Here is a 25,772-nt window from a genome sequence, read left to right on the forward strand (position 1 = left end):
AGCAGCCATGACCCTCACCGAACTGCGCTACATCGTCACCCTCGCCCAGGAACAACACTTCGGCCGCGCCGCCGAGCGTTGCCACGTCAGCCAACCGACCCTCTCGGTCGGCGTGAAGAAGCTCGAGGACGAGCTGGGGGTGCTGATCTTCGAGCGCAGCAAGAGCGCCGTGCGCCTGACGCCAGTGGGCGAAGGCATCGTCGCCCAGGCGCAGAAGGTCCTCGAACAGGCCCAGGGCATCCGCGAGCTGGCCCAGGCCGGCAAGAACCAGCTGGCCGCGCCGCTGAAGGTCGGCGCCATCTACACCATCGGACCGTACCTGTTCCCGCACCTGATTCCCCAGCTGCACCGGGTCGCGCCGCAGATGCCGCTGTACATCGAGGAGAACTTCACCCATATCCTCCGCGACAAGCTGCGCACCGGCGAACTCGACGCGATCATCATCGCCCTGCCGTTCCAGGAAGCCGACGTCCTGACCAAGCCGCTGTTCGACGAGCCTTTCTATGTGCTGATGCCGGCCGACCACCCCTGGACCGCCAAGGCCAGCATCGATTCCGAGCTGCTCAACGACAAGAGCCTGCTCCTGCTCGGCGAAGGCCACTGCTTCCGCGACCAGGTGCTGGAAGCCTGCCCGACCGTGCGCAAGGGCGACGAGAACAAGCACACCACGGTGGAGTCCTCGTCGCTGGAGACCATCCGCCACATGGTCGCCTCCGGACTGGGCGTCTCGGTGCTGCCGTTCTCCGCGGTGGACAGCCACCACTACGCCCCGGGCGTCATCGAAGTGCGCCCGTTCAGCGCGCCGGTGCCGTTCCGTACCGTTGCCATCGCCTGGCGCGCCAGCTTCCCGCGTCCACGCGCCATCGAAGTGCTGGCCGACTCGATCCGCCTGTGCTCGGTGGCCCGCCCGCAAACCCAGGAACAACCGCAAATCGCATGACCGAGCTGTCCAGGGTCCCGGTCACCGCGCTAAAGGGCGTAGGCGCCGCGCTGGCGGAGAAGCTCGCTCGGGTAGGCCTGGAAACCCTGCAGGACATCCTGTTCCACCTGCCCCTGCGCTACCAGGACCGTACCCGCGTCACCGCCATCGGCGCCCTGCGGCCAGGGGCCGACGCGGTGGTCGAGGGCGTGGTGGCCGGCGCCGACGTGGTGATGGGGCGCCGCCGCAGCCTGCTGGTGCGCCTGCAGGACGGCAGCGGCACCCTGAGCCTGCGCTTCTACCATTTCAGCCAGGCGCAGAAGGACGGTCTCAAGCGCGGCACCCACCTGCGCTGCTACGGCGAAGTCCGGCCGGGCGCCTCGGGCCTGGAGATCTACCATCCGGAATACCGCGCGCTGAACGGCGACGAGCCGATTCCGGTGGAGCAGACCCTGACGCCGATCTACCCGACTACCGAGGGCCTCACCCAGCAGCGCCTGCGCCAGTTGAGCCAACAGGCCCTGGCCATGCTCGGTCCCAGCAGCCTGCCCGACTGGCTGCCGGCGGAACTGGCCCGCGATTACCAACTTGGCCCGCTCGACCAGGCGATCCGCTACCTGCACCGGCCGCCGCCGGATGCCGACATCGAGGAACTGGCCGAAGGCCGGCACTGGGCGCAGTTGCGCCTGGCCTTCGAAGAACTGCTGACCCACCAGTTATCCCTGCAGCGCCTGCGCGAAGCCGTGCGTTCGCAGGCAGCGCCGCGCTTGCCGGCGGCCAGCCGCTTGCCGAAACGCTTCCTTGCCAACCTCGGCTTCCAGCCGACCGGCGCGCAACGCCGGGTCGGCGCGGAGATCGCCTACGACCTGGCCCAGGACGAACCGATGCTGCGCCTGGTGCAAGGCGACGTCGGCGCCGGCAAGACCGTGGTCGCCGCCCTCGCCGCCCTGCAAGCCATAGAGGCCGGCTACCAGGTGGCGCTGATGGCGCCGACCGAGATCCTCGCCGAGCAGCATTTCCTCAACTTCAGCAAGTGGCTCCAGCCGCTGGACATCGAAGTCGCCTGGCTGGCCGGCAAGCTCAAGGGCAAGGCCCGCGCGGCGGCACTGGAACGCATCGGCGACGGCGCGCCGATGGTGGTCGGCACCCACGCGCTGTTCCAGGATGAAGTGAAATTCAAGCGCCTTGCACTGGCGATCATCGACGAACAGCACCGCTTCGGCGTGCAGCAGCGCCTGGCCCTGCGCCAGAAGGGCGTGGACGGCAGGCTCTGCCCGCACCAGTTGATCATGACCGCCACGCCGATCCCGCGGACCCTGGCGATGAGCGCCTATGCCGACCTCGACACCTCGATCCTCGACGAGCTGCCGCCCGGGCGTACCCCGGTGAATACCGTGCTGGTGGCCGACAGCCGCCGTATCGAGGTGATCGAGCGAGTCCGCGCGGCTTGCCGCGAAGGGCGCCAGGCCTACTGGGTGTGTACCCTGATCGAAGAGTCCGAGGAGCTTACCTGCCAGGCCGCCGAGACCACCTACGAAGAGCTTTCCTCGGCGCTGGGCGAACTGCGTGTCGGCCTGATCCACGGGCGCATGAAGCCGGCGGACAAGGCCGTGGTGATGGAGGCCTTCAAGGAAGGCATGTTGCAACTGCTGGTGGCGACCACGGTGATCGAGGTCGGCGTCGACGTGCCCAACGCCAGCCTGATGATCATCGAGAACCCCGAGCGCCTTGGCCTGGCCCAACTGCACCAGCTACGCGGCCGGGTTGGCCGGGGCAGCGCCGCCAGCCACTGCGTGCTGCTCTACCACCCACCGCTGTCGCAGATCGGCCGCGAGCGGCTGGGCATCATGCGCGAAACCAGCGACGGCTTCGTCATCGCCGAGAAGGACCTGGAATTGCGCGGCCCCGGCGAAATGCTCGGCACCCGCCAGACCGGCCTGCTGCAATTCAAGGTCGCCGACCTGATGCGCGACGCAGACCTGCTGCCGGCGGTCCGCGATGCCGCCCAATCCCTCCTGGCGCACTGGCCGCAGCATGTCAGCCCGCTGCTCGAACGGTGGTTGCGCCACGGCCAGCAATACGGTCAAGTGTGATCTATTTCGCTCTCGCTGACCGGCGTAGGTCTCAGTCTTGAAGCAGCTCTGGTTATACTGAGGGAAAATCCAGCTCGCATGGTCTCGTCATGACAGAAGCCGCCCTGGCCTCCGCCGATGCTCCTCACGCCCCCCAGGTCATCCTCCAGCTGCTCGCCAAGCTAGGCATCGCCTGCCGCGAGGTCAGCGACAGCGCGGAGCTGCCTGCCGCCCGCCGGGTCCAGGCGGTGCTGCTGGACGACGCCGTCGGCACCCTGCTGGTGCTGTTCCCGCAGAGCCAGTTGCTGGACCTCGCCCGGCTCACCGAACTGACCGGCCGCAAGCTGCTGGCGATCAAGCCCGAGCGCCTGGAACGAATGCTCGGCAAGCACGAGTTGCACCGCCTGCCGGCGTTGCCGCCCCTGACCAGTTCGCCCTGCCTGTACGACGAGCGCCTGTTGCAGGAACCGCGCCTGCTGATCGAGTCCGGCCAGCCCGGCATCCTCCTGGAGATCGCCAGCAACGACTTCCGCGGCCTGCTGGGCAAGGCCAGCGCCGCGCGCTTCGGCGAACCGCTGGAAAACATCAACCTGAACCTTGACCGCCCGGACGACGACCGCGCGGAAATCAGCCAGGCCGTGCAGGCCTTCACCGCCCGGCGCATCCAGCAGCGCCTGGAGCAGACCATCGAGATTCCACCGCTGCCGCAGACGGCGCAGAAGATCATCAAGCTGCGGGTCGACCCCAACGCCAGCGTCGACGACATCACCGGTCTGGTGGAAACCGATCCGGCGCTCGCCGCCCAGGTGGTCAGTTGGGCGGCCTCGCCCTACTACGCCGCTCCGGGCAAGATCCGCTCGGTGGAAGACGCGATCGTCCGCGTCCTCGGTTTCGACCTGGTGATCAACCTGGCCCTCGGCCTCGCCCTGGGCAAGAGCCTGAGCCTGCCCAAGGACCAGCCACAGCAGGCCACGCCCTACTGGCAGCAAGCGATCTACACCGCCGCGGTGATCGAGGGCCTGACCCGCGCCATGCCGCGCGAGCTGCGCCCGGAGTCCGGCCTGAGCTACCTGGGCGGCCTGCTGCACAATTTCGGCTACCTGGTCCTGGCGCATGTCTTCCCGCCGCATTTCTCGCTGATCTGCCGGCACCTGGAGGTCAACCCGCACCTCGGCCATGCCTATATCGAACAGCACCTGCTGGGGATCACCCGCGAGCAGATCGGCGCCTGGCTGATGCGCGTCTGGGACATGCCTGACGACCTCTATTGCGCCCTGCGCTTCCAGCAGGACCCCAGCTACACCGGGCCGAACGCGGTCTACGCCAACCTGATCTGCCTGACCAACCGGTTGCTGCGCAACAGCGGCATCGGCGATGGCCCGCAGCAAGCGATTCCGGCGGCATTGTACGAGCGCCTGGGGATCACCCCGGAGAAGGCCGGGGACGCCGTGAAAAAGGTGTTGGAAGCGGAAGCGGCCCTGCGCGAACTGGCGGCCCAGTTCAATCGCTTGCCGGGGTGACCGGGTAGTCCGCCGCGAAACGCACTACCGAAAGGCTGCGGCCGCAGCCCGGATGAGATCGAAAGCCGCCCTCAGGCGGCTTTCTTCTCCGGAGCCTTCTTCTTCGGCTTGAGGTACTTCACCAGACCCTGGAACCAGATCACCAGCGCCGGATTGCCCTGTATCTGGATGTCCTTGTTCTGGATGCCCTGCATGAAGGCCAACTGCGGGTTCTTCGAAGTCATCGCGGCGAAACCGTAGGCTCCGTCCTTGAACCCCAGGGAAAATGCCGGTTGCGGATGGGTACCGCGCTTGCTGCTGACGCGCAGGTCCCTGACCAGGTAGTGGCGCGCCACCTTGCCGTCGAGGGTATGCAACTGGAACACCAGGTCCTTGCCCTCGAGCTGCTTCTGGAAAGCGGGATTGTCGCGGCTGGCCTTGGCCATCAGGCGACCAAGCATCCACAGGAGAAGACGAAATTTCATGCACGCGCCTCGATATCCGGGGAGATGAGCGGCGCATTGTAGCTGTTCGCGAGGAGGACTACAGCTGTCCTTTCGATGAGCGCGGAAGCGTCTTCGACGAAGCCCGGAGCCGCTCTGACTCCGGGCTCTCGGCGGTCAGTTGACCGCGTCGCGCAGGGCCTTGCCCGGCTTGAAGGCGACGGTGTTGCTGGCCTTGATCTTCACCGGCTGGCCGGTCTGCGGGTTCTTCCCCGTGCGGGCTCCGCGATGGCGTTGCAGGAAGGTGCCGAAACCGACCAGGGTCACGCTGTCCTTGCGGTTCAGCGCGCCGGTGATTTCATCCAACAGGGCGTTGAGAACGCGATTGGCCTGTTCCTTGGTGAGATCGGCCTTTTCGGCGATAGCGGCGGCTAGTTCTGGTTTACGCATAGTTGCCTCTTTGACGGTTTGTTGTTTTTGTGTCCGTGCTGTCTTCCCAGCAGCGCTCAAAGGCACCGCAGTCCACCGGAACCATAGGCTCTAGACTGCGGTAGACGCGATGGAGGATGGCATGCTCCCGAGGACTGCGCCAGTATCGTCCGACAATTTTGCCGCAAGTCTCGACGGCATAACGGCCGGAACCAATGGCATTCAAGCCATGAGGCCGGGTAACTCTTTGTTCAGGGCCAATTTTTCGTTCACCGCCGCTCCGGTCAGGGCATAACCGATCACTCGACCAGCGGTATCCCGGCACAGGACCTTGAGGTCCGTTCCAGAGCCTTCCACTAGCCATTGGCCATCCATTCCGCGGGGCGGCGGCGACACCACCAGCGGGCAGGCCGGGGTCTTCACCGTCACCGGCATGGGACCGTAGGCCACCTGGCTGGGGTTGCCGGCGAGGGTCTGCGCCAGCGCGCGTGCGCAGGCCATCAGCGGCATCACATAGAGCAGGTTGAGGCCGTCCACTTCGGCGCAGTCGCCCAGCGCGTAGATGTTGGCGTGGGAGGTGCGCAGCGAGCGGTCGACGACGATCCCGCGGTTGACCGCCAGCCCGGCGGCGAAGGCCAGTTCGGTGCGCGGACGCAGGCCGACGGCGGAGACCACCAGGTCGCAGGGAATCACCTCGCCATCCGAAAGATGCGCTTCCAGCCCCTCGCCGGCCTTCTTCAGGCTGGCCAGCACCGGCCCCAGGTGGAAGCGCACGCCGAGGCCTTCCAGGCCTGCCTGCACGGCCTTCGCCGCGGCCGGGTGGAGCAGGCCCGGCATGACCTGCTCGCAAGGCGCCACCACGTCGAGCTGGTAGCCGCCGCTGGAGAGGTCGTTGGCGAATTCGCAACCGATCAGCCCCGCACCGAGCAGCAGTACCCGGCGCTTGCCGGCAGCCGCCTGGCGGAAGCGCGCGTAGTCTTCCAGGTCGTTGATCGGGTAGAGCGCGTCCTGGGCATCGCCCTCGACCGGCACCCGGATCGGCTCCGCGCCCCAGGCCAGGACCAGGTCGCGATAACGCACCTCTTCCTCGCCGATCCAGATCCGCTGATGGCCGGGATCGATACCGGTGACCCGGGTATGGGTCAGGATGCGTGCGTTCAGTTGCTCGGCCATGGCGCCCGGTTCGGCCATGGCCAGGCCGTCGGCGTCCTTGTTCTTCGAGAAGCCGGTGGAGAGCATCGGCTTGGAATAGGAACGGCCGTCGTCGGCGGTGATCATCAGCAGCGGCGTCTCGCTGTCCAGCTTGCGCCACTCGCGGGCCAGGTTGTAGCCCGCCAGGCCGGTTCCGATGATTACCAGGGGCGCACGCTCGCTCATTTCCGTTCCTCTGTGATTGCCGGCGCCGGGCGCCGCTTCTGTGGATTTCGCTCAGGCGATCTCGATCATCTCGAAATCGATCTTGCCGACACCGCAATCCGGGCAGACCCAGTCCGCCGGGATGTCTTCCCAACGGGTTCCCGCCGGAATGCCTTCTTCGGGCAGGCCCAGGGCTTCGTCGTAGATGAAGCCGCAGACCACGCATTGCCACTTGCGCATAGCCACCCTCCTCGTTCGTCGAACCTAGCTCAGCGTCGGTGGCCGGCCAACGGCAAGGCTGCCGGGCGTTCCCGGCAGGACAGTCAATGACCGGACCCAAGTCCCAAGGATAACTCCTGGACGGCCGCTGGCCAGGCATGAAAAAAGGCGGCCAGGGCCGCCTTCTTCGCCGGCGAGCGGGGCTCAGCCGATTTCGATCATCTCGAAGTCCAGCTTGCCGACGCCGCAGTCGGGGCACAGCCAGTCTTCAGGCACGTCTTCCCAGCGCGTTCCCGCCTCGATGCCTTCTTCCGGCCAGCCTTTGGCCTCGTCATAGATCAGTCCACACACCACGCATTGCCACTTCTTCATTGTTTACCTCGGGCGGGTTACCACGGTTCAGCGCCGGCAACCTATAACAAATCCACCCTGTCCGCCAACCTGCCCGAAAGGCAAGGTGGTGCCGAACGGGCCAACCAAAGATGGGTGGTGCCCACCGGTCGCCTCACAACCCCTCGGCTCCGATCCGCGCCACCCGGGCGTCCTCTTCGGCGCGTACGCCGGAAACCCCGACCGCGCCGACCACCTGTCCGTCCACCAGGATCGGCACACCGCCCTCCAGGGTGGCCTGCAGCAGCGGCACCGAGAGGAAGGCGCTGCGTCCGCCGTTGATCATGTCCTCGTAGCGCTTCGTTTCCCGGCGTCCCAGGGCGGCGCTGCGGGCCTTTTCCGTCGCGATGTAGGCACCGATCGGCGCGCAGCCGTCGAGGCGCTCCAGCGCCAGCGGGTGGCCGCCGTCGTCGACCACCGCGATGCTCACCGCCCAGCCTTGGCGCTGTGCCTCCTCGCGGGCCGCGCCAAGGACGCGGGCGACCTCCTCGCGGCCGAGTACCGGCTTGCTGTGCATGGTTTCACTCTCCTCCGGGCAAGGCCTGGTCGAGCAGCTCGATCCAGTGGCGTACCGGGGTCCGTCCGGCCCCGTCGAGATGGGCCTGGCAACCGACGTTGGCCGTGGCGATGACATCCGGCGCGCCGCTTTCCAGGGCGTCCAGGCGGTTGTCGCGCAGACGCCGGGACAGCGCCGGCTGGGTCAGCGAGTAGGTGCCGGCGGACCCGCAGCAGAGATGACCGTCGGCCACCTCGGTGAGATGGAAGCCCAGTCGCCGCAGCACCGCCTCCACGGCCCCGCCCAGTCGTTGCGCGTGCTGCAGTGTGCATGGGCAGTGGAACGCCAGGCGCTGGTCGCAGCGCAGGCCGAGGGACTCCAGCGGCTCGTCGCGAAGCACTTCCACCAGGTCGCGGGCAGCGGCGGCGACCTCGCGCGCCTTGTCCGCGTACCGTGGGTCGTCGCGCAGCAGGTAGGCGTAGTCCTTGACGAAGGCGCCGCAGCCGCTGGCGGTCTGCACGATGGCCTCGGCACCCTCGCGCAGCAACGGCCACCAGGAGTCGATATTGCGCCGCGCGCGCTGGCGGCCGCGCTCCTGCGCATCCAGGTGGAAATCCAGCGCGCCGCAGCAGCCGGCCGCGGCCGCCGGCGTCACGCTGATTCCCAGGCGGTCCAGAACCCGCGCGGCGGCGGCGTTGGTGTTCGGCGACAGCGCCGGCTGCACGCAACCTTCGAGCAGCAGCACGCGCCGCGCATGCCGGAGCTGCGGCCGCCTGCCCGGCGCCGCGACCCGACGTGGCAGCTTGCCCTGCATCGCCTCAGGCAGCAGAGGCCTCAGCCGCCCGGCAGCGCCGGCCAGCGCGCCGAACAACCCCGGGCGCGGGGCCAGCAGGCGCAGCCCGTCGCGCAGCAGGCGTTGCCGGAAGCCGCGCGGCAGGCGTTCGGCGAGGAGGTCGCGGCCGATATCCAGCAGCTTGTGGTACTCGACTCCGGACGGGCAGGTGGTTTCGCAGTTGCGGCAGCTCAGGCAGCGATCGAGGTGCAGGCGGGTGCGCTCGCTGGCCTCGTCGCGCTCGAGGAACTGCTTGATCAGGTAGATCCGTCCGCGCGGGCCGTCGAGTTCGTCGCCCAGCTCCTGGTAGGTCGGGCAGGTGGCGTTGCAGAAACCGCAGTGCACGCAGCTGCGCAGGATGCGCTCGGCTTCGGCGGCCTCGGCGCGTTGCCGGGCGGAATCGCAGAGGTTGGTTTGCATCGCGCCTCCTCAGAGTTCGGCGTACATCCGCCCGGGATTGAAGATGCCCTGCGGGTCGAGCTGGCGTTTGAGTGCCCGGTGCAGGCCGAGCAGTCCAGGCGGTAGCGGCTGGAACGGCGCATCGAGATGGCCGGCGCGGTAGCAGGTGGCGTGACCGCCATGGGCGGCGGCCCACGCACGGATGTCCGCGGCCGGCGCGTCGCTTTTCAGCCAGCGCAGCGCCCCGCCCCAGTCCAGCAACTGACGACCGGGCAACGGCGTCTCCGGCGCCAGCGCCGGCAGCGACAGGCGCCAGAGCGGTCGCGGGTCGTCGAAGAACGGCAGGCGCTGCTCGCGCAGGTCGGCCCAGAAGCCGTCCTCGAGCGCTTCGCCACCGAGGCGGTCGCGCGCCGAGCGTACCGAGCCCTCGCCGCCCTCCAGGCGCAGGCGCAGGGCTTCGCCGTCGTGGCAGGCCGCACTGATCGGCAATGGCTGGCCTCCCCACTCGGCCAGCTTGCGCAACGCCGTCGCCACCGGCAGGTCCAGGCTCAGGCCGGCCTGGCAGCGCGGCATGGGCAGCACCTTGAAGGACACTTCGGTGACCACCCCGAGGCAACCGAAGCTGCCCGCCAGCAACCGCGACAGGTCGTAGCCGGCGACGTTCTTCATCACCTCGCCGCCGAAGCGCAGGTGGGTGCCCAGGCCACTGATCAGCCGCGTCCCGAGGACGAAATCGCGTACCGCTCCCGCCCAGGGCCGGCGCGGTCCGGACAGGCCGCTGGCGAGCACCCCGCCGACCGTCGCCCGGCCGCCGAAACCCGGCGCCTCGCAGGCAAGCATCTGCCCGCCGCGCGCCAGCACGGCCTGTAGCTCGTCCAGCGGCGTACCGGCACGGGCGGTGATCACCAGTTCGCAGGGATCGTAGGCGACGATCCCACGGTGTTCGGCGAGCGCCAGCGGTTCGCCCGCAACCGGCCTGCCGAGGAACGCCTTGCTATCGCCACCGACGATGCGCAGCGGCGCGCGCCGCGCCAGGGCGTCGCGGACCCGCTCGAGCAGCGCGCCGGCATGGTCGGCGCCAGCGTCCGGATCGAAATACGGCTGGCTCATCAGAAACGCTCCAGTTCGGGGAACGGCAGTCGACCGTGGCGGACGTGCATGGCGCCGAACTCGGCGCAGCGATGCAGGGTGGGCACGTTCTTGCCGGGATTGAGCAGCCCGGCCGGGTCGAACGCCGCCTTCACGGCGTGGAACAGGGTCAGCTCGTCGGCATTGAACTGAGCGCACATCTGGTTGATCTTCTCGCGGCCGACGCCATGTTCGCCGGTGATGCTGCCGCCTACCGCTACGCACAACTCGAGGATCCTGCCGCCCAGCGCTTCAGCGCGCTCCAGCTCGCCCGCCAGGTTGGCGTCGAAGAGGATCAGCGGGTGCATGTTGCCGTCGCCGGCGTGGAATACGTTGGCCACCCGCAGGCCGTATTCGCGCGAAAGCTCGGCGATGCCATGCAGCACCCGCGGCAGCTCGCGGCGCGGGATGCTGCCGTCCATGCAGTAGTAATCGGGGGAAATCCGCCCGACCGCCGGAAACGCATTCTTGCGCCCGGCCCAGAAGCGCTGGCGCTCGGCCTCGTCTTGGGCCTGTCGCACCGAGGTAGCGCCGGCCGCCTCGAACAGCTCGCGGACCCGCTCGCAATCCTCGTGCACGTCGGCTTCCACGCCGTCCAGCTCGCAGAGCAGGATCGCCGCCGCATCGACCGGATAGCCGGCATGGATGAAGTCCTCGGCGGCGCGGATCGACAGGTTGTCCATCATTTCCAGCCCGGCCGGGACGATGCCGGCACCGATCAGGTCGGCCACCGCCCGCCCGGCGCTTTCCACATCGTCGAAGCTGGCCAGCAGGACCTTCGCCACCGGCGGGCGCGGCAACAGCCTGACGGTGACCTCCACCACCACGCCGAGCAGCCCTTCGGAGCCGGTGAACAGCGCCAGCAGGTCGAAGCCGGCGCTGTCCAGGGCGCTGGACCCCAGGCTCAGGCGCTCGCCTTCCAGGGTCACGATGTCCACCTGCAACAGGTTGTGCACGGTCAGGCCGTACTTCAGGCAATGCACGCCGCCGGCGTTCTCCGCGACATTGCCGCCGATGGAGCAGGCGATCTGCGAGGACGGGTCCGGTGCGTAGTACAGACCATGAGGGGCAGCGGCCTGGGAGATCGCCAGGTTGCGCACGCCAGGCTGGACCCGGGCGAAACGACCCAGCGGATCGATCTCGAGGATCCGCCGGAAACGCGCCATCACCAGCAGCACGCCGTTCTCCAGCGGCAGCGCGCCGCCGGACAGGCCGGTGCCGGCACCGCGCGCCACGACCGGTACCTTCAGCCGATGGCAGAGGGCGAGCAGGCCCTGAACCTGTTCGATGCGTTCCGGCAATGCCACCAGCAACGGCGTACAGCGATACGCCGAGAGTCCGTCGCACTCGTAGGGACGCAGGTCTTCCGCCGCGTGCAGCAGTTCGAGGTCGGGCAGGCGGAGGCGCAACTCGGCCAGCAGGCCATCCTTGTCCACCTGCGGCAGCGGACCGTCCAGACGCTCGTCGTAGAGGATGTTCATGGCGGCTGTCCTTGTTGTGGTTGTCGGCGGGATCAGCAAGCGTCCACAGCCTGTACCGCGCGGACGGCCGGGGTCCAGCAGGCGTCGAACTGGTCCTACCAGTATCGCCAGGAGCCATGGGCATGAGGCGCATGCTAGAAAGCCCGTGAGCTTCTATAGTGAATAACGACAGCCAACTGGTCCTACCAGTGCAACGGGAGCTTCCATGCAGAAACAGCGGGTGGCCGACCAGGTCGCCGAGCGTATCGAGCGGCTGATCGTCGACGGCGTGCTCAAGGTCGGCCAGGCACTGCCGTCCGAGCGGCGCCTGGTGGCCAAGCTCGGCTGCTCGCGCTCGGCCCTGCGCGAGGGCCTGCGGGCGCTGCGCGGGCGCGGCATCATCGATACCGAGCATGGCCGTGGGTCGTTCATCGCCGATCTCAACTGCAACGCCGACGCCAGCCCGCTGATGCACCTGTTCGGCTCCCAGCCGCGCACCCTCTACGACCTGCTCGAAGTCCGCGCCCTGCTGGAGGGCGAGGCGGCCCGCCTGGCAGCGCTACGCGGCACCGAGGCAGACTTCGTCCTGCTCGCCCGGCGCTACGAAGAGATGCTCGCCAGCCACGAGGAAACCCAGCCGATCGATCCCCGCGAGCACGCCCGCCGCGACCACGCGTTCCACCGGGCGATCAGCGAGGCATCGCACAATCCGGTGCTGGTGCATACCCTGCAATCGCTCAACGAACTGCTGCTGAGCACGGTGTTCGCCTCAGTGAACAACCTCTATCACCGGCCGCCGCAGAAACGCCAGATCGACCGCCAGCACGCGCGCCTCTACGCGGCCCTCCGCGAGCGCCAGCCGGACCAGGCGCAACGGGCGGCGCGCGAACATATCCACAGCATCCGCGACAACCTGCGGGAGATCGAGCAGGAAGAACAGCGCCTGGTCCGCGCCACCCTGCGCCTGAACGGCTGGGGGTGACGCGCCACCGCGTCGCAGACCGGCCGCCGACCGAACGTGCTACCCTCGCCGCCTTCTGCCGCCGTCTCGTAGTCCCGTCATGCCCAGCAATGCGCTCTGGCTTCGCGCCGACCAACTGTCCAGCGTCTCCCCCGCCGTCCTCGACTGGCTGTTCGACGAGGGGTCGCTGACCCGGCGCCTGACCGCCCTGGCCGACGGCGCGTTCCGCGTCGAACCCCTGCTGGAAGGCTGGCAGACCCTGCGCGACGACGAATGCCAGGGGCTCGACGTCCCTACCGGCAGTAGCGGCTGGGTCCGCGAGGTCTACCTGCATGGCCACGACCGTCCCTGGGTGTTCGCCCGCAGCGTGGCGGCGCGCAGCGCCCTGGAAGGCTCGGGCTTCGACCTGGCGCTGCTCGGCACCCGCTCGCTGGGCGAGTTGCTGTTCAGCGACAGCGCCTTCGAGCGCGGGCCCATCGAAGTCTGCCGCTATCCGGCGGCCGGTCTGCCCGCCGAGGTCCGCGCCGAGGGTCTCTGGGGCCGTCGCTCACGGTTTTCCCGCGGCGCGCTCGGGGTGCTGGTGGCGGAGGTGTACCTACCGCGCCTGTGGGACCAGGCGGGAATCGCCGACGTATAATCCCCCGGTCGACTCCGGAGGTCCCCATGTTCGTCACCCTGATCAAGCCGCTGGCCCGCCTGCACCCCCGCGCCTGGGACTTCGTCCAACTGGTGCGGCTGGACCGGCCGATCGGCATCTACCTGCTGCTCTGGCCGACCCTCTGGTCGCTGTGGATCGCCGCGGACGGCGTGCCGGAACTGAAGAACCTGCTGATCTTCGTCCTCGGCGTCATCCTGATGCGCGCAGCCGGCTGCGTGATCAACGATTTCGCCGACCGCAATTTCGACGGCCATGTCGCACGCACCAAGGCGCGTCCGCTGGCCACCGGCAAGATCAGCGTGCGCGAGGCCTGGATCACCTTCGCCGTCCTGGTCGCGCTGAGCTTCGGCCTGGTCCTGCTGACCAACGCAACGACCGTCTGGCTGTCGTTCGGCGCGGTAGCCGTGGCCTCGCTCTACCCCTTCATGAAGCGCTACACCTACTATCCGCAGGTGGTGCTGGGCGCCGCCTATTCCTGGGGCATCCTGATGGCCTTCACCGCCGAGCGCGGCGAATTGCCGGCCAGCGCCTGGCTGCTGTTCCTGGCCAACGTGCTGTGGACGGTCGCCTATGACTCCTACTACGCGATGACCGACCGCGAGGACGACCTGAAGATCGGCATCAAGTCCACCGCAATCCTCTTCGGCGATGCCGACCGCCTGATCATCGGCAGCCTGCAGGGCCTGACCCTGCTCCTGCTGGCGCTGGCCGGCAACCGCTTCGAACTGGGCCTGTGCTTCTACCTCGGCCTGGCGGTGGCGGCGGCCTGCTTCGTCTGGGAAGCCTGGTCGACCCGCGACCGCGACCCGCAGGCCTGCTTCCGCGCCTTCCTGCACAACCACTGGGCTGGCCTGGCGATCTTCCTCGGCACGGTCGCCGACTACGCGCTGCGTTGAGCGGCGCGCAGGCCGGCGACCGTCTAGTCCATGTCCGGCTGGGCGACGTGCCAGGCGCCCATCTTGCCGTCACCGTTCTTGTCGCCAGGCTTCTTGTCCTGGATGAAGGTATAAAGGGGCTTGCCGTAGTAGGCCCACTGCTGGGTGCCGTCCTCGCGAGCGACCAGGCTCCAGTCGCCGCTGGCCTGCGCTCCCTGGGCCGCTGCCAGCGGCGGCCAGTTCTTCGCGCACTGCCCGGAACAGGCGGATTGCCCTTCGCTGTCCTTGTCGTAGGTATAGAGCGTCATGCCCTTGCCATCGACCAGCACGCCGTCCTTTTCGGTGGCCGGCGCCACCGTTTCCTGGGCCAGCGCGGCGAACGCCGGCAGGGCCAGCGCCAGACCCAGCGCCAGGTGGATTCTGTTCATCGCATCTCTCTCCTGTGTCTTCAGGTGGAGCGTTCGCCGCCCGCAGGGACGGCACCGGAACCTGTTGAGCATAGCCCCGCCGCGGGCAGTCGGCGGAAACTACGCCGTTGTGTCACATACCTGACACAATTTCGTTATCTAATGCGGCGCAAGACAGATCGACCCGAGGCAAGACCATGGTTGGCAAGACAATCCTCATCGTTGATGACGAAGCACCGATTCGCGAGATGATCGCCGTGGCCCTGGAGATGGCCGGCTACGAGTGCCTGGAGGCGGAAAATACCCAGCAGGCGCACGCGGTGATCGTCGACCGCAAGCCGGACCTGATCCTGCTCGACTGGATGCTCCCCGGCACTTCCGGCATCGAACTGGCGCGACGCCTGAAGCGTGACGAACTGACCGTCGACATCCCGATCATCATGCTCACCGCCAAGGGCGAGGAGGACAACAAGATCCAGGGCCTGGAGGTCGGCGCCGACGACTACATCACCAAGCCGTTCTCGCCCCGCGAGCTGGTCGCCCGCCTGAAGGCCGTGCTGCGCCGCACCGGGCCTGGCGACAGCGAGGCGCCGATCGAGGTCGGCGGCCTGCTGCTGGACCCGATCAGCCACCGCGTGACCATCGACGGCAAGCCGGCCGAGATGGGCCCCACCGAGTACCGCCTGCTGCAGTTCTTCATGACTCACCAGGAACGCGCCTATACCCGCGGCCAACTGCTGGACCAGGTCTGGGGCGGCAACGTCTATGTCGAGGAGCGCACCGTCGACGTGCATATCCGCCGCCTGCGCAAGGCGCTCGGCGAGGTCTACGAAAATCTGGTTCAGACTGTCCGCGGGACCGGCTATCGTTTCTCCACCAAGAGCTGACCCCGCTCCCGGCCGCCCAGCGGCCGGAGTCGTTTCCCCTGGACGGTCCGTGACGGACCGCCACTGGACAGGATGCAATCCGTCGTGAACCAAGACTGGCGTGGAGCGCTGATCCGCCACCTGCTTCTCGTGCTGGCCGCCAGCCTCGTGCTCGGCGTGGTCAGCGGCCATTACGGCTGGGCCCTGGCCCTCGGCCTGGCTCTCTACCTCGGCTGGACCCTCTGGCAGCTACTGCGCCTGCACCAGTGGCTGCGCAACCACCAGCCAGACGAGCCACCGCCGGACAGCTACGGCCTCTGGGGCGAAGTCTTCGACAATATCTACCACCTGCAACGCCGCAACCAGCGCGCCCGTGGCCGCCTGCAGGCGGTGATCGACCGGATCCAGGAGTCCACCGCGGCCCTGCGTGACGCGGTGATCATGCTCGACAGCGACGGCAACCTGGAATGGTGGAACCTCGCCGCGGAAAACCTGCTCGGCCTGAAGACCCCGCAGGACGGTGGCCAGCCGGTGAGCAACCTGATCCGCCATCCGCGCTTCAAGGAATACTTCGACCAGGAGGATTACCGCGAGCCGCTGGAAATCCCCTCGCCGATCAACGAGCGCCTGCGCCTGCAATTCCACATCACCCTCTACGGCAACCGCGAGCACCTGATGCTGGTCCGCGACGTCACCCGCGTCCACCAGCTGGAGCAGATGCGCAAGGACTTCGTGGCCAACGTCTCCCACGAGCTGCGTACGCCGCTGACGGTGATCGCCGGCTACCTGGAGACCCTCCTCGACAACGTCGAGGATGTGAACCCGCGCTGGCTGCGCGCCCTGCAGCAGATGCAGCAGCAGGCCGGACGCATGCAGAACCTGCTCAACGACCTGCTCCTGCTGGCCAAGCTGGAGGCCACCGACTACCCCGGCGACAACAAGCCGGTGGCGGTGGACGCTCTCCTCGCCAGCATCCGTAACGACGCCCAGGCCCTGTCCGCCGGGCGCAACCACCGCATCAGCCTGGACGCCGCACCCGCTGTGCAGCTCAAGGGCAGCGAGGCGGAACTGCGCAGCGCCTTCTCCAACCTGGTATTCAACGCGGTGAAGTACACCCCCGACGAAGGCGAGATCCGCATCCGCTGGTGGGCCGACGAACAGGGCGCGCACCTGTCGGTGCAGGACACCGGTATCGGCGTCGACCCCAAGCACCTGCCGCGCCTGACCGAGCGCTTCTACCGGGTGGACTCCAGCCGCGCCTCCAACACCGGCGGCACCGGCCTCGGCCTGGCCATCGTCAAGCACGTGCTGATCCGCCACCGCGCGCGCCTGGAAATCAGCAGCGTGCCCGGCAAGGGCAGCACCTTCACCTGCCATTTCGCCCCGGCGCAGGTCGCCGAGGCCGAGCGCAAGGCGCCGAAGTGAGCCTCGTCGCGGTGCCGCGCCGCCGGCGTCGGCACGGCCAAGGCTTGCAAGCGACGACACAGCCCCTCATTCTTAAGGGCCTTTTGGCTACCGCACACCCCCATGGACCCTTCTCCTAGTACCAGCATCGCCACCTATTTCGCCGATGCCGGCCTGATCCTCTTCGCGCTTTTCCTCGTCCTACTCAATGGCTTCTTCGTCGCCGCCGAGTTCGCCATGGTCAAGCTCCGCGCCACCCGCGTGGAAACCATCGCCAAGCAGCACGGCTGGCGCGGCGCCATCCTGCGCAAGGTTCACAACCAGCTGGACGCCTACCTGTCCGCCTGCCAGCTGGGCATCACCCTGGCCTCCCTGGGCCTGGGCTGGGTCGGCGAGCCGGCCTTCGCCGAACTCCTGGAACCGCTGCTGGCGATGATCGGCGTGCATTCCGACGAACTGATCCGCGGGATCTCCTTCTTCACCGCGTTCTTCATCATTTCCTACCTGCACATCGTGGTCGGCGAGCTGGCGCCCAAGTCCTGGGCGATCCGCAAACCGGAACTGCTGTCGCTGTGGACGGCGGTGCCGCTGTACCTCTTCTACTGGCTGATGTACCCGGCGATCTGGCTGCTCAACGCCAGCGCCAACGCCATCCTCAAGATCGCCGGCCAGGGCGAGCCCGGCCCGCACCACGAGCATCACTACAGCCGCGACGAACTGAAGCTGATCCTCCACTCCAGCCGCGCCCAGGACCCCAGCGACCAGGGCATGCGCGTGCTGGCCTCGGCGGTGGAGCTGGGCGAGCTGGAGGTGGTCGACTGGGCCAACTCCCGCGAAGACCTGGTCTACCTCGAGCACGACGCGCCGCTGGCGGACATCCTCGCGGTGATCCGCCGCCATAAGTACAGCCGCTACCCGGTCTGGGACAGCCACAAGGGCGAGTTCATCGGCCTGCTGCACATCAAGGACCTGCTGCTGGCGCTGTCCGCCCTGGACAGCCTGCCGGAGACCTTCGACCTCGACGAACTGGTGCGCCCGCTGGAGATCGTCACCAAGCACACCCCGCTGTCGCGCCTGCTGGAGCAGTTCCGCAAGGGCGGCGCGCACTTCGCCGTGGTGGAAGAGGCCGATCACAAGGTGGTCGGCTTCCTGACCATGGAGGACGTGCTGGAAGTGCTGGTCGGCGACATCCAGGACGAACACCGCAAGACCGAGCGCGGCATCCTCGCCTACCAGCCGGGCAAGCTGCTGGTGCGCGGCGACACACCGCTGTTCAAGCTCGAGCGCCTGCTCGGCATCGACCTCGATCATGTCGAGGCGGACACTCTCGCCGGGCTGGTCTACGACACCCTGAAGCGGGTGCCGGAGGAAGAGGAAGTCCTCGACACCGAGGGCCTGCGGATCATCGTGAAGAAGATGCGCGGTCCGAAGATCGTCCTGGCCAAGGTGGTCAAGCTCGATTGAGACGAGCCGGCGCCGCCACGGCGCCGGCGACTTTTCAAGGCTCGCGGACGATGGCGAAGTTCGGCAGGCTGTCGACCGGCTGGGCGAAGTCGTAGGGAATCGACTCCAGCGCCAGGCCGACGTTGCGCTGGATCACGAAGTGCAGGTGCGGCCCGCTGCTGTTGCCGGTGTTGCCGGAGCGCGCCAGCGGCGTGCCGACCTGGACCCGCTGGCCCTCGGCGACCAGTACCGAATGGCGCATCAGGTGCAGGTAGACGCCCATGGTGCCGTCGTCGTGCAGGATGCGGACGAAGTTGCCCGAGGGATTGTTGCCGCGCCCGCTCTGGTTGTTCTCGATCTTCACCACGGTGCCGCCGCGGGCGGCGATGATCGGCGTGCCCTCGGGCATGGCGATGTCCATCGCGTAGCGGCCCTTGGGGGTGAAGTGGCTGTACTTGCCATTGGCGCCCTGGGACAGGCGGAACGGCCCGCCGCGCCAGGGCAACGGATAGCGATAGAGCAGCGGCTGCTGGCGCGGGTCGCCGAGCGCATAGCGCAGCTTCGGCGTGTAGCTCATCGGCTTGCCGGCCTTGCGCGGCGCCAGGGTCGCCAGGCGCACCTGGCTGCGCGCCGGGACCACCCAGCGAATCGGCCCGTCGGGCACCCCGACGGCATTGCGCGGGTTGCGGATCCGCAACTCGACCTCGACCGGCGCGTAGAGGTCGTTGCGCACCTGCAGGGTCTCGCCACCCGCGTGCTTCTTCGTCTCCAGCTTCACTTCCCGTTCCAGGTGCTCGACCATCCGGTCGCGGAAGACGAACACCTGCGCCCCGGCCACGGCGCGGTCGGAGTAGGTCACCACGCCATTGGCGTCGGTGTACTTGTAGATGGTCAGGGCCGCAGCCGGAGCTGCCGCGGCGAACAGGCCACAGAGAAGGAGAAGGCGCCCTAGCATGACTGCACGGATCGTGTCGTTCTGGTTATCCCGAATCGGCAAGACTAGCAGCGCTTTATTGCCAGGGCGAGACGACAGCGAGCGGGCTGTGAACGGATCGTCGGGAAAAAACCGCTCAGGCGCCGGGAACGTAGTGCTTCTGGGTACTTCCGCGGGCGATCAGGCGCGACAGGTAGTCGAGCTTCTGCGGGTCGCGGTCGACGAAACGCAGGGTCAACAGCAGCCAATCGCTATCCGGCTTCGGCTCCAGCGCGGCGATGGCGTGCAGGTAGCCGTTCAGGCGCGCCACGTCGCTGTTTTCCTCGAGGTCCAGCACCGCGCTTTCCAGCACCTGCGGCAACGGGTCGGCGCGCTTCACCACCAGTTGCGCTTCCTTCAGACTGACCGCCTTGATCACGCAGGGCATGCTGCTCTGCGGCAGGCGCAATTGCGCCTGCCCCAGCGGGTTGCCGCTGCCGGCGGGACGCGCGCTGGCCTGGGGAGCCGAAGCCGGCTTCGGCGCGGGGGCCGGTTTTGCCGGACTGGCGGCGGGCTTGATCACCTCGGCGCGACCACCGGTCAGGGCGGCCAGCGAATCGTTGGCCATGCCGCTGGCGATCTCCCGGCGCGGCGCGTGGGCCGCCAGGGCTTCCAGCTTGCCGCTGCGGCTCAGGGCCTTCTTGATCTTGGCCACCAGTTGGTCATTGGAGAATGGCTTGCCGATGTAGTCCGACACCCCGGCCTGGATCGCCTGGACCACGTTCTCCTTGTCGCCGCGACTGGTGACCATGATGAACGGGGTAGTCTTGAGGTTTTCCTGGGCACGGCACCAGGTCAGCAGTTCGAGGCCGGACATCTCCGGCATCTCCCAATCGCAGAGGATCAGGTCGACGTTCTGCCGACTGAGCAGTTGCTGGGCCTTGCGGCCGTTCACGGCCTCCTCGATATGAAGGCCGGGGAAGTTGTCGCGCAACCCTTTCTTCATCAGATCTCGGATGAAGGGGGCGTCATCCACCACTAGCGCGCTGACTTTGCTCATCGACTTCTCCTGGACAGGTCCGCCTAGGATAGCCTCCCCTGCTGGCAGGATGCCAAGCCTTGCTGCAGTCGCGCGAAGAAACAAGGCTCCAGGTCAAGGGAGCCTTGCCTGCGGAAGATCACTCGCCGCGGTTGTTCTCGACCTCTTCCTTCATGCGGGTCAGGCCGATGTGGCGAACGTCGGTGCCGCGAACCAGGTAGATCACCAGCTCGGCGATGTTGCGCGCATGGTCGCCGATGCGCTCCAGCGAGCGCAGGGCCCAGATGATGTTGAGCACGCGGGATATCGCCCGCGGGTCTTCCATCATGTAGGTGACCAGCTCGCGCAGGGCGGTCTTGTACTCGCGATCGACGGTCTTGTCGTACTGCGCCACGGACAGCGCCAGGTCGGCATCGAAGCGGGCGAAGGCGTCCAGTGCCTCCTGCACCATCTTCTGTACCTGGCTGCCGATGTGCCGAACCTCGACGTAGCCGCGCGGCGACTCGCCTTCTTCGCACAGCTGGATGGCGCGGCGGGCGACCTTGGAGGCCTCGTCGCCGATCCGCTCGAGGTCGATCACCGACTTCGAGATGCTGATGATCAGGCGCAGGTCGGAGGCCGCCGGCTGACGCCGGGCGAGGATACGCACGCACTCCTCGTCGATGTTGCGCTCCATCTGGTTGATCTGGTCGTCGATCTCGCGGACCTGCTGGGCGAGGCCGGAGTCGGCGTCGATCAGCGCGTTGACCGCGTCGTTGACCTGCTTTTCCACCAGCCCGCCCATGGCCAGGAGGTGGCTGCGCACATCCTCCAGCTCGGCGTTGAACTGCTGGGAGATGTGATGGGTGAGACTGTCTTTGTTGATCATGTGGGGAATCCTTCTGGAGCCGCTGCGACCGGTGACATCAACGAGCTACGGAGAGCGCCGGAGGCAGCGGTATCGCCGCGCCTCCGGACGCGCCGCTAGCCGTAGCGGCCGGTGATGTAGTCTTCGGTCTGCTTCTTCGCCGGGTTGGTGAACAGCGTATCGGTGTCGCCGAACTCGATCAGCTTGCCCATGTACATGAACGCCGTATAGTCGGAAACCCGCGCGGCCTGCTGCATGTTGTGGGTAACGATGACGATGGTGAACTTCGACTTCAACTCGTAGATCAGCTCTTCGATCTTCAGCGTGGAGATCGGGTCCAGCGCCGAGCACGGCTCGTCGAGCAGCAGCACTTCCGGTTCCACCGCGATGGTCCGGGCGATCACCAGGCGCTGCTGCTGGCCACCGGACAGGCCGAGGGCGGACTCGTGCAGGCGATCCTTCACCTCCTCCCACAGCGCAGCCCCCTTCAGCGCCCACTCGACGGCCTCGTCAAGTACGCGCTTCTTGTTGATGCCCTGGATACGCAGGCCGTAGACCACGTTCTCGTAGATGCTCTTGGGGAACGGGTTGGGCTTCTGGAACACCATGCCGACGCGACGGCGCAGCTCGGCGACGTCGACGCCCTTGGCGAAGATGTTGTGGCCATCGAGGCGAATCTCGCCTTCGACGCGGCAGCCATCCACCAGGTCGTTCATCCGGTTGAAGCAGCGCAGCAGGGTCGACTTGCCGCAGCCGGACGGGCCGATGAAGGCGGTCACGCGCTGCTTCGGAATGTTCATCCGGACGTCGAACAGGGCCTGCTTGGCGCCGTAGAACAGGTTCAGCCCGGGCACTTCCAGTTCGACACTTTCGGAAGCCAGGTCGAGGCTCTGGCGGTCGCGGCCGAGCGCATCGAAGTTGATGCCGTGGCTGGCGGTCTCGTTTTGCATGGGAAGCTCCCTCAATCAGTTTTCCAGGGCCTTGTACTTCTCGCGCAGGCGATTGCGGATCGCGATGGCGGAGAAGTTCAGCAGGGCGATCACCACGACCAGCAGCAACGCCGTAGCGTATACCAGCGGCCGTGCGGCCTCGACGTTGGGGCTCTGGAAACCGACGTCGTAGATATGGAAACCGAGGTGCATGATCTTCTGGTCGAGATGCACGTACGGATAGTTACCGTCGACCGGCAGCGACGGTGCCAGTTTCACCACGCCGACCAGCATCAGCGGCGCCACTTCGCCGGCGGCACGAGCCACGGCGAGGATCAGGCCGGTCATCATCGCCGGGCTGGCCATCGGCAGGACGATCTTCCACAGCGTTTCCGCCTTGGTCGCGCCGAGCGCCAGGGAGCCTTCGCGGACCGCGCGCGGAATCCGCGCCAGGCCTTCCTCGGTGGCGACGATCACCACCGGCACGGCGAGGATCGCCAGGGTCAGCGAGGCCCAGAACAGCCCGGGGGTACCGAAGGTCGGCGCCGGCAGGGCCTCGGGGAAGAACAGCCGGTCGATGGAACCGCCCAGCACGTAGACGAAGAAACCCAGGCCGAACACGCCGTAGACGATCGCCGGTACGCCGGCGAGGTTGTTCACGGCGATGCGGATCACCCGGGTCAGCGGCCCCTGCTTGGCGTACTCGCGCAGGTAGACCGCAGCGATCACGCCGAACGGGGTGACGATCAGCGCCATCACCAGGGTCATCATCACGGTGCCGAAGATCGCCGGGAAGATACCGCCCTCGGTATTGGCCTCGCGCGGATCGTCGCTGAGGAACTCCCAGAGCTTCTTGAAGTACACCGTCATCTTGGTGCCCAGGCCCATGGCGTTGGGCTGGTAGGCATGCACCAGCTTGCCAAGGGTGATTTCGCTCTCGCGGCCGCTGGCGTCGCGCATTACCACGCTGTCGCGGTTGAACTCCTGGTGCAGGCCGTTGAGCTGCTCTTCCAGGACCTTGTAGCGCGCCTGCAACTCGCTGCGCTCGGCGGCCAGGTCGGCCTGGGCGGCGGCGTCCAGCTTGCCGTCCAACTGCAACTTGCGCTCTTTCAGGCGCAGGCGCTCGAGACCGTGGTTGATCCCGCCGATGTCGCCCTTCTCCAGCTTGTAGAGCTTGGCGTAGAGGTCATCCACCCGCTGCATGCGCTTCTGCAGTTCGCCTACCGCGGCGTCGCCTTCGGCGACCACCTGGCCGTTCTCCTTGACGCTCAGCAGGTAGCCGTAGAAGTTGCCCCACTCGCGGCGTTCGAGAACCATCAGCGCTTCGGGACGCTTGATGTCCTGCAGCCACTCGCCGACGACCCAGGAGAAATCGCTGCCGTAAAGCTCGCGGTTGCCCAGCTTGAGCAGCTCGCGGGTCATGAATTCGGGGCCGGCCTCCGGGACCGGCATGCCGGCGCTGCGCAGGCGCGCGCGCGGCACTTCCTCGGCCTGGACCACCTCGCCGATCACGGTCTTGGCGGCTTCGCCAGGGATCTGGTAAGTCGCCTCGATGACGTTCGCCGGCCAGAAGTGGCCGAGGCCGCGTACCGCGATCACCGCCAGCAGGCCGATGGTCATGATCACCGCGATCGACACCGCGCCGGCGTTCATCCACACCCAGGGCGAGCCGCTGCCGAACCAGGCTTTGACGGTTTCCTGTTTCTGTTTCACAGAGCTATACCTCCGCCGCTTACAACGACGCGTATTTCTTGCGCAGACGCTGACGGATCAGCTCTGCCAGGGTGTTCATCACGAAGGTGAACGTCAGCAGTACCAGCGCCGAGAGGAACAGCACGCGGTAGTGGCTGCCGCCCACCTCCGACTCGGGCATCTCCACCGCGACGTTGGCCGCCAGGGTGCGCATCCCCTCGAAGATATTCACTTCCATCACCGGGGTATTGCCGGTCGCCATCAGCACGATCATGGTCTCGCCGACGGCGCGGCCCATGCCGATCATCAGCGCCGAGAAGATGCCTGGACTGGCGGTCAGGATCACCACGCGGGTCAGCGTCTGCCAGGGCGTGGCGCCCAGGGCCAGGGAGCCGTAGGTGAGGCTGCGCGGCACGCTGAAGATGGCGTCCTCGGCGATCGAGAAGATATTCGGGATCACCGCGAAGCCCATTGCCAGCCCGACGATCAGGGCATTGCGCTGGTCGTAGGTGATGCCCAGGTCGTGGCTCAGCCAGAGGCGCATGTCGCCGCCGAAGAAGGTGGTCTCCAGGTGCGGGCTCAGCCACAGGGCGAAGGCGCCGACGGCAAGCACCACCGGGATCAGCAGCGCGGCTTCCCAGCCGGCCGGCAGGCTCAGACGGATACGCTCGGGCAGGCGGCTCCAGAGCAGGCCGGCAAGAAGGATGCCCAGCGGCGTCAGCAACAGCAGGCTGAACACACCCGGCAGGTGGCCTTCGACGTAGGGCGCCAGGAACAGGCCGGCGAAGAAGCCGAGGATCACCGTCGGCAGCGCTTCCATCAGCTCGATCACCGGCTTGACCTTGCGGCGCATCGCCGGAGCCATGAAATAGGCGGTGTAGACGGCGGCCGCGATGGCCAGCGGAGCTGCCAGGATCATCGCGTAGAAGGCGGCCTTGAGCGTGCCGAAGGTCAGCGGCGAGAGGCTCAGCTTCGGTTCGAAGTCGGTGGTCGCGGCGGTGGACTGCCAGACGTAGGCCGGCTTGTCGTAGCTCTCGTACCAGACCTTGCCCCAGAGCGCGCTCCAGGAGATTTCCGGGTGCGGGTTGCTCAGGGCGAAGCGGTGGATCTTGCCACCCTGCTCCAGCAGCAGGCGGTTGGCCCGCGGCGACAGGGTGATGACCCCGGAAGAGTCGGCGACCGGCTGGACCAGCAGGGTACGGTGCGCGGTGCTGTGGAAGACGCCGAGGTTGCCCTTCTCGTCCAAGGCGATGAAGCCCTTGCGCCGTTGTTCCGGAGCGATGGCGCTGATCGGCGCGCCATCCAGGTTGAAGTCGCGAACGTGCGACAGGCGCGGTTCGCCGTCGGTATCGCGAGCCATGAACCACTGGGCGATGCCACCCTTGGAGTCGCCCACCAGCAGCGAGATGCCGCCCAGCAGCTGGGTGCTCGCGGTGACCTCGGCGTTGGGGTCTTCCAGCAGCTTGTAGCGACCGTTCAACTGGCGGCTGTGCAGGTCGAACACATCGGCGGTGGCACGTCCGTTGATTACGTACAGCCACTGCTTGCGCGGGTCGAGGTAGATGGCTTTCACCGGTTCGGCGATCTGCGGGAGTTCGATGCGCTCCTCGTCCAGCGTGCTTTCGCCGGTCAGCATGTTCTCTTCGCGAGTCATGCTCAACAGCAGCAGTTGCTTGTCGACGGAGCCAGCCAGCAGCAGGCTGTCGTCGCCGGCATTGATGCTCACATGCTCCAGCGGGCGGCCCTGCGGATCGAGACCGATCGGGGTCTCGCCGTAGGGGAAGGCGATCTCCGGGGTGATGGTCTTCTTGTTGTCCGGGTAGGTGACCTTGTAGGTGTGCTGGAACACCAGCACCTGTCCGTTGGACAGGCCCAGGGCGACCGTCGGGCTGCCCGGCTGGTCCTGGGCGATCGAGCGGATCTCGCTGCCCGCCGGAAGCGGCAGAGCGACACGCTTCAGTTCGACACCGGTCTTGGCGTTGAAGAAGAGAATCTCGCCCTGGCCGCCGACGCGCATGGCCACCTGGTTCTGCTCCTCGATGCTGAGCAGCAGGGGCACCTGCGCCTGCTGCATCCAGGCCGGAGTCAGCGCTTCG

25 protein-coding genes are annotated in these 25,772 nt (G+C 67.3%); 9 read left to right on the top strand and 16 right to left on the bottom strand.

The window, feature by feature from the left end; all coding sequences use genetic code 11:
• Nucleotides 1-7 precede the first annotated feature (7 nt).
• The 3 genes from oxyR (at nt 8) to AC1RB9_RS28020 (ending at nt 4,511) form a co-directional block, all read left to right on the top strand.
• Entirely contained in the window at nt 8-940 is a 933-nt protein-coding gene (gene oxyR / locus AC1RB9_RS28010; RefSeq protein WP_003096622.1) for an oxidative stress transcriptional regulator OxyR, read from the top strand.
• Nucleotides 937-3,012: an ATP-dependent DNA helicase RecG gene (gene recG / locus AC1RB9_RS28015; protein ID WP_003096624.1), complete on the top strand. Its 2,076-nt coding sequence runs from the start codon at nt 937-939 to the stop codon at nt 3,010-3,012. The genes oxyR and recG overlap by 4 nt, the downstream gene beginning before the upstream one ends.
• Before the next feature lie 89 nt (nt 3,013-3,101).
• Complete coding sequence (locus AC1RB9_RS28020; RefSeq protein WP_003098324.1) at nt 3,102-4,511, top strand: HDOD domain-containing protein; 1,410 nt, start codon at nt 3,102-3,104, stop codon at nt 4,509-4,511.
• A gap of 71 nt (nt 4,512-4,582) precedes the next feature.
• Here AC1RB9_RS28020 and AC1RB9_RS28025 read toward each other — a convergent pair whose 3' ends face one another.
• The 9 genes from AC1RB9_RS28025 to glcD form a co-directional block, all read right to left on the bottom strand.
• Nucleotides 4,583-4,975, bottom strand: coding sequence for a hypothetical protein (locus AC1RB9_RS28025; protein ID WP_003096629.1), 393 nt, complete (start codon nt 4,973-4,975; stop codon nt 4,583-4,585).
• Nucleotides 4,976-5,110: 135 nt separating this feature from the next.
• Nucleotides 5,111-5,383, bottom strand: a complete 273-nt coding sequence (locus tag AC1RB9_RS28030; RefSeq protein ID WP_003096630.1) for an HU family DNA-binding protein — start codon at nt 5,381-5,383, stop codon at nt 5,111-5,113.
• A 201-nt stretch (nt 5,384-5,584) separates the two neighbouring features.
• Nucleotides 5,585-6,739 (bottom strand): rubredoxin-NAD(+) reductase AlkT, encoded by a 1,155-nt coding sequence (alkT, locus tag AC1RB9_RS28035; RefSeq protein WP_003098326.1) that lies wholly within the window; start codon nt 6,737-6,739, stop codon nt 5,585-5,587.
• 51 nt (nt 6,740-6,790) lie between these two features.
• Nucleotides 6,791-6,958: a rubredoxin gene (locus AC1RB9_RS28040; RefSeq protein ID WP_003098329.1), complete on the bottom strand. Its 168-nt coding sequence runs from the start codon at nt 6,956-6,958 to the stop codon at nt 6,791-6,793.
• A gap of 183 nt (nt 6,959-7,141) precedes the next feature.
• Nucleotides 7,142-7,309, bottom strand: a complete 168-nt coding sequence (locus AC1RB9_RS28045; protein ID WP_003098330.1) for a rubredoxin — start codon at nt 7,307-7,309, stop codon at nt 7,142-7,144.
• A 133-nt stretch (nt 7,310-7,442) separates the two neighbouring features.
• Nucleotides 7,443-7,844: a heme-binding protein gene (locus tag AC1RB9_RS28050; protein WP_003098332.1), complete on the bottom strand. Its 402-nt coding sequence runs from the start codon at nt 7,842-7,844 to the stop codon at nt 7,443-7,445.
• 4 nt (nt 7,845-7,848) lie between these two features.
• The gene (glcF, locus tag AC1RB9_RS28055) at nt 7,849-9,075 is read right to left on the bottom strand and encodes a glycolate oxidase subunit GlcF (protein WP_003457898.1); all 1,227 of its coding nucleotides are present in this window, start codon (nt 9,073-9,075) and stop codon (nt 7,849-7,851) included.
• A gap of 9 nt (nt 9,076-9,084) precedes the next feature.
• Entirely contained in the window at nt 9,085-10,164 is a 1,080-nt protein-coding gene (glcE, locus tag AC1RB9_RS28060) for a glycolate oxidase subunit GlcE (RefSeq protein WP_003136272.1), read from the bottom strand.
• Entirely contained in the window at nt 10,164-11,663 is a 1,500-nt protein-coding gene (gene glcD / locus AC1RB9_RS28065; RefSeq protein WP_003104603.1) for a glycolate oxidase subunit GlcD, read from the bottom strand. The genes glcE and glcD overlap by 1 nt, the downstream gene beginning before the upstream one ends.
• A 205-nt stretch (nt 11,664-11,868) precedes the next feature.
• On the opposite strand from glcD, the gene glcC reads away from it, so the two are divergent.
• From glcC to ubiA, 3 genes are all read left to right on the top strand, one after another.
• Entirely contained in the window at nt 11,869-12,624 is a 756-nt protein-coding gene (glcC, locus tag AC1RB9_RS28070) for a transcriptional regulator GlcC (protein ID WP_003457902.1), read from the top strand.
• A 79-nt stretch (nt 12,625-12,703) separates the two neighbouring features.
• Nucleotides 12,704-13,240, top strand: a complete 537-nt coding sequence (locus AC1RB9_RS28075) for a chorismate lyase (protein WP_003114374.1) — start codon at nt 12,704-12,706, stop codon at nt 13,238-13,240.
• A 26-nt stretch (nt 13,241-13,266) separates the two neighbouring features.
• Nucleotides 13,267-14,157: a 4-hydroxybenzoate octaprenyltransferase gene (ubiA, locus tag AC1RB9_RS28080; protein ID WP_003096650.1), complete on the top strand. Its 891-nt coding sequence runs from the start codon at nt 13,267-13,269 to the stop codon at nt 14,155-14,157.
• Nucleotides 14,158-14,180: 23 nt separating this feature from the next.
• Here ubiA and AC1RB9_RS28085 read toward each other — a convergent pair whose 3' ends face one another.
• On the bottom strand, nt 14,181-14,564 hold the full coding sequence (locus tag AC1RB9_RS28085; protein WP_003096652.1) for a COG4315 family predicted lipoprotein: 384 nt from the start codon (nt 14,562-14,564) through the stop codon (nt 14,181-14,183).
• 176 nt (nt 14,565-14,740) lie between these two features.
• Here AC1RB9_RS28085 and phoB point away from each other — a divergent pair, with 176 nt between their 5' ends.
• The 3 genes from phoB (at nt 14,741) to AC1RB9_RS28100 (ending at nt 18,277) form a co-directional block, all read left to right on the top strand.
• Entirely contained in the window at nt 14,741-15,430 is a 690-nt protein-coding gene (gene phoB / locus AC1RB9_RS28090; protein ID WP_003096653.1) for a phosphate regulon transcriptional regulator PhoB, read from the top strand.
• A gap of 72 nt (nt 15,431-15,502) precedes the next feature.
• The gene (phoR, locus tag AC1RB9_RS28095) at nt 15,503-16,834 is read left to right on the top strand and encodes a phosphate regulon sensor histidine kinase PhoR (protein WP_003121316.1); all 1,332 of its coding nucleotides are present in this window, start codon (nt 15,503-15,505) and stop codon (nt 16,832-16,834) included.
• Between the two features lie 102 nt (nt 16,835-16,936).
• Nucleotides 16,937-18,277: a hemolysin family protein gene (locus tag AC1RB9_RS28100; RefSeq protein ID WP_003096655.1), complete on the top strand. Its 1,341-nt coding sequence runs from the start codon at nt 16,937-16,939 to the stop codon at nt 18,275-18,277.
• A gap of 34 nt (nt 18,278-18,311) precedes the next feature.
• Here the strand turns inward: AC1RB9_RS28100 and AC1RB9_RS28105 are convergent, their stop codons facing one another.
• The 6 genes from AC1RB9_RS28105 to AC1RB9_RS28130 all read right to left on the bottom strand — a co-directional run bounded on the left by AC1RB9_RS28105 (nt 18,312) and on the right by AC1RB9_RS28130 (nt 25,750).
• A complete protein-coding gene (locus AC1RB9_RS28105; RefSeq protein ID WP_003096656.1) occupies nt 18,312-19,211 on the bottom strand; it encodes a peptidoglycan DD-metalloendopeptidase family protein in 900 nt (299 codons plus the stop codon).
• 115 nt (nt 19,212-19,326) lie between these two features.
• Nucleotides 19,327-20,229 carry a response regulator gene (locus AC1RB9_RS28110; protein ID WP_003096657.1) on the bottom strand — a complete coding sequence of 301 codons (903 nt, stop codon included), beginning with the start codon at nt 20,227-20,229 and terminating at the stop codon, nt 19,327-19,329.
• A 118-nt stretch (nt 20,230-20,347) separates the two neighbouring features.
• Nucleotides 20,348-21,076 carry a phosphate signaling complex protein PhoU gene (gene phoU, locus AC1RB9_RS28115; protein ID WP_003096661.1) on the bottom strand — a complete coding sequence of 243 codons (729 nt, stop codon included), beginning with the start codon at nt 21,074-21,076 and terminating at the stop codon, nt 20,348-20,350.
• Nucleotides 21,077-21,171: 95 nt separating this feature from the next.
• Nucleotides 21,172-22,005, bottom strand: coding sequence for a phosphate ABC transporter ATP-binding protein PstB (gene pstB, locus AC1RB9_RS28120; RefSeq protein ID WP_003096663.1), 834 nt, complete (start codon nt 22,003-22,005; stop codon nt 21,172-21,174).
• A 15-nt stretch (nt 22,006-22,020) separates the two neighbouring features.
• Entirely contained in the window at nt 22,021-23,697 is a 1,677-nt protein-coding gene (gene pstA / locus AC1RB9_RS28125; RefSeq protein ID WP_003096667.1) for a phosphate ABC transporter permease PstA, read from the bottom strand.
• 19 nt (nt 23,698-23,716) lie between these two features.
• Entirely contained in the window at nt 23,717-25,750 is a 2,034-nt protein-coding gene (locus AC1RB9_RS28130) for an ABC transporter permease subunit (protein ID WP_003121319.1), read from the bottom strand.
• Nucleotides 25,751-25,772 lie beyond the last annotated feature (22 nt).

The organism is Pseudomonas sp. 20-5, from assembly GCF_056782835.1.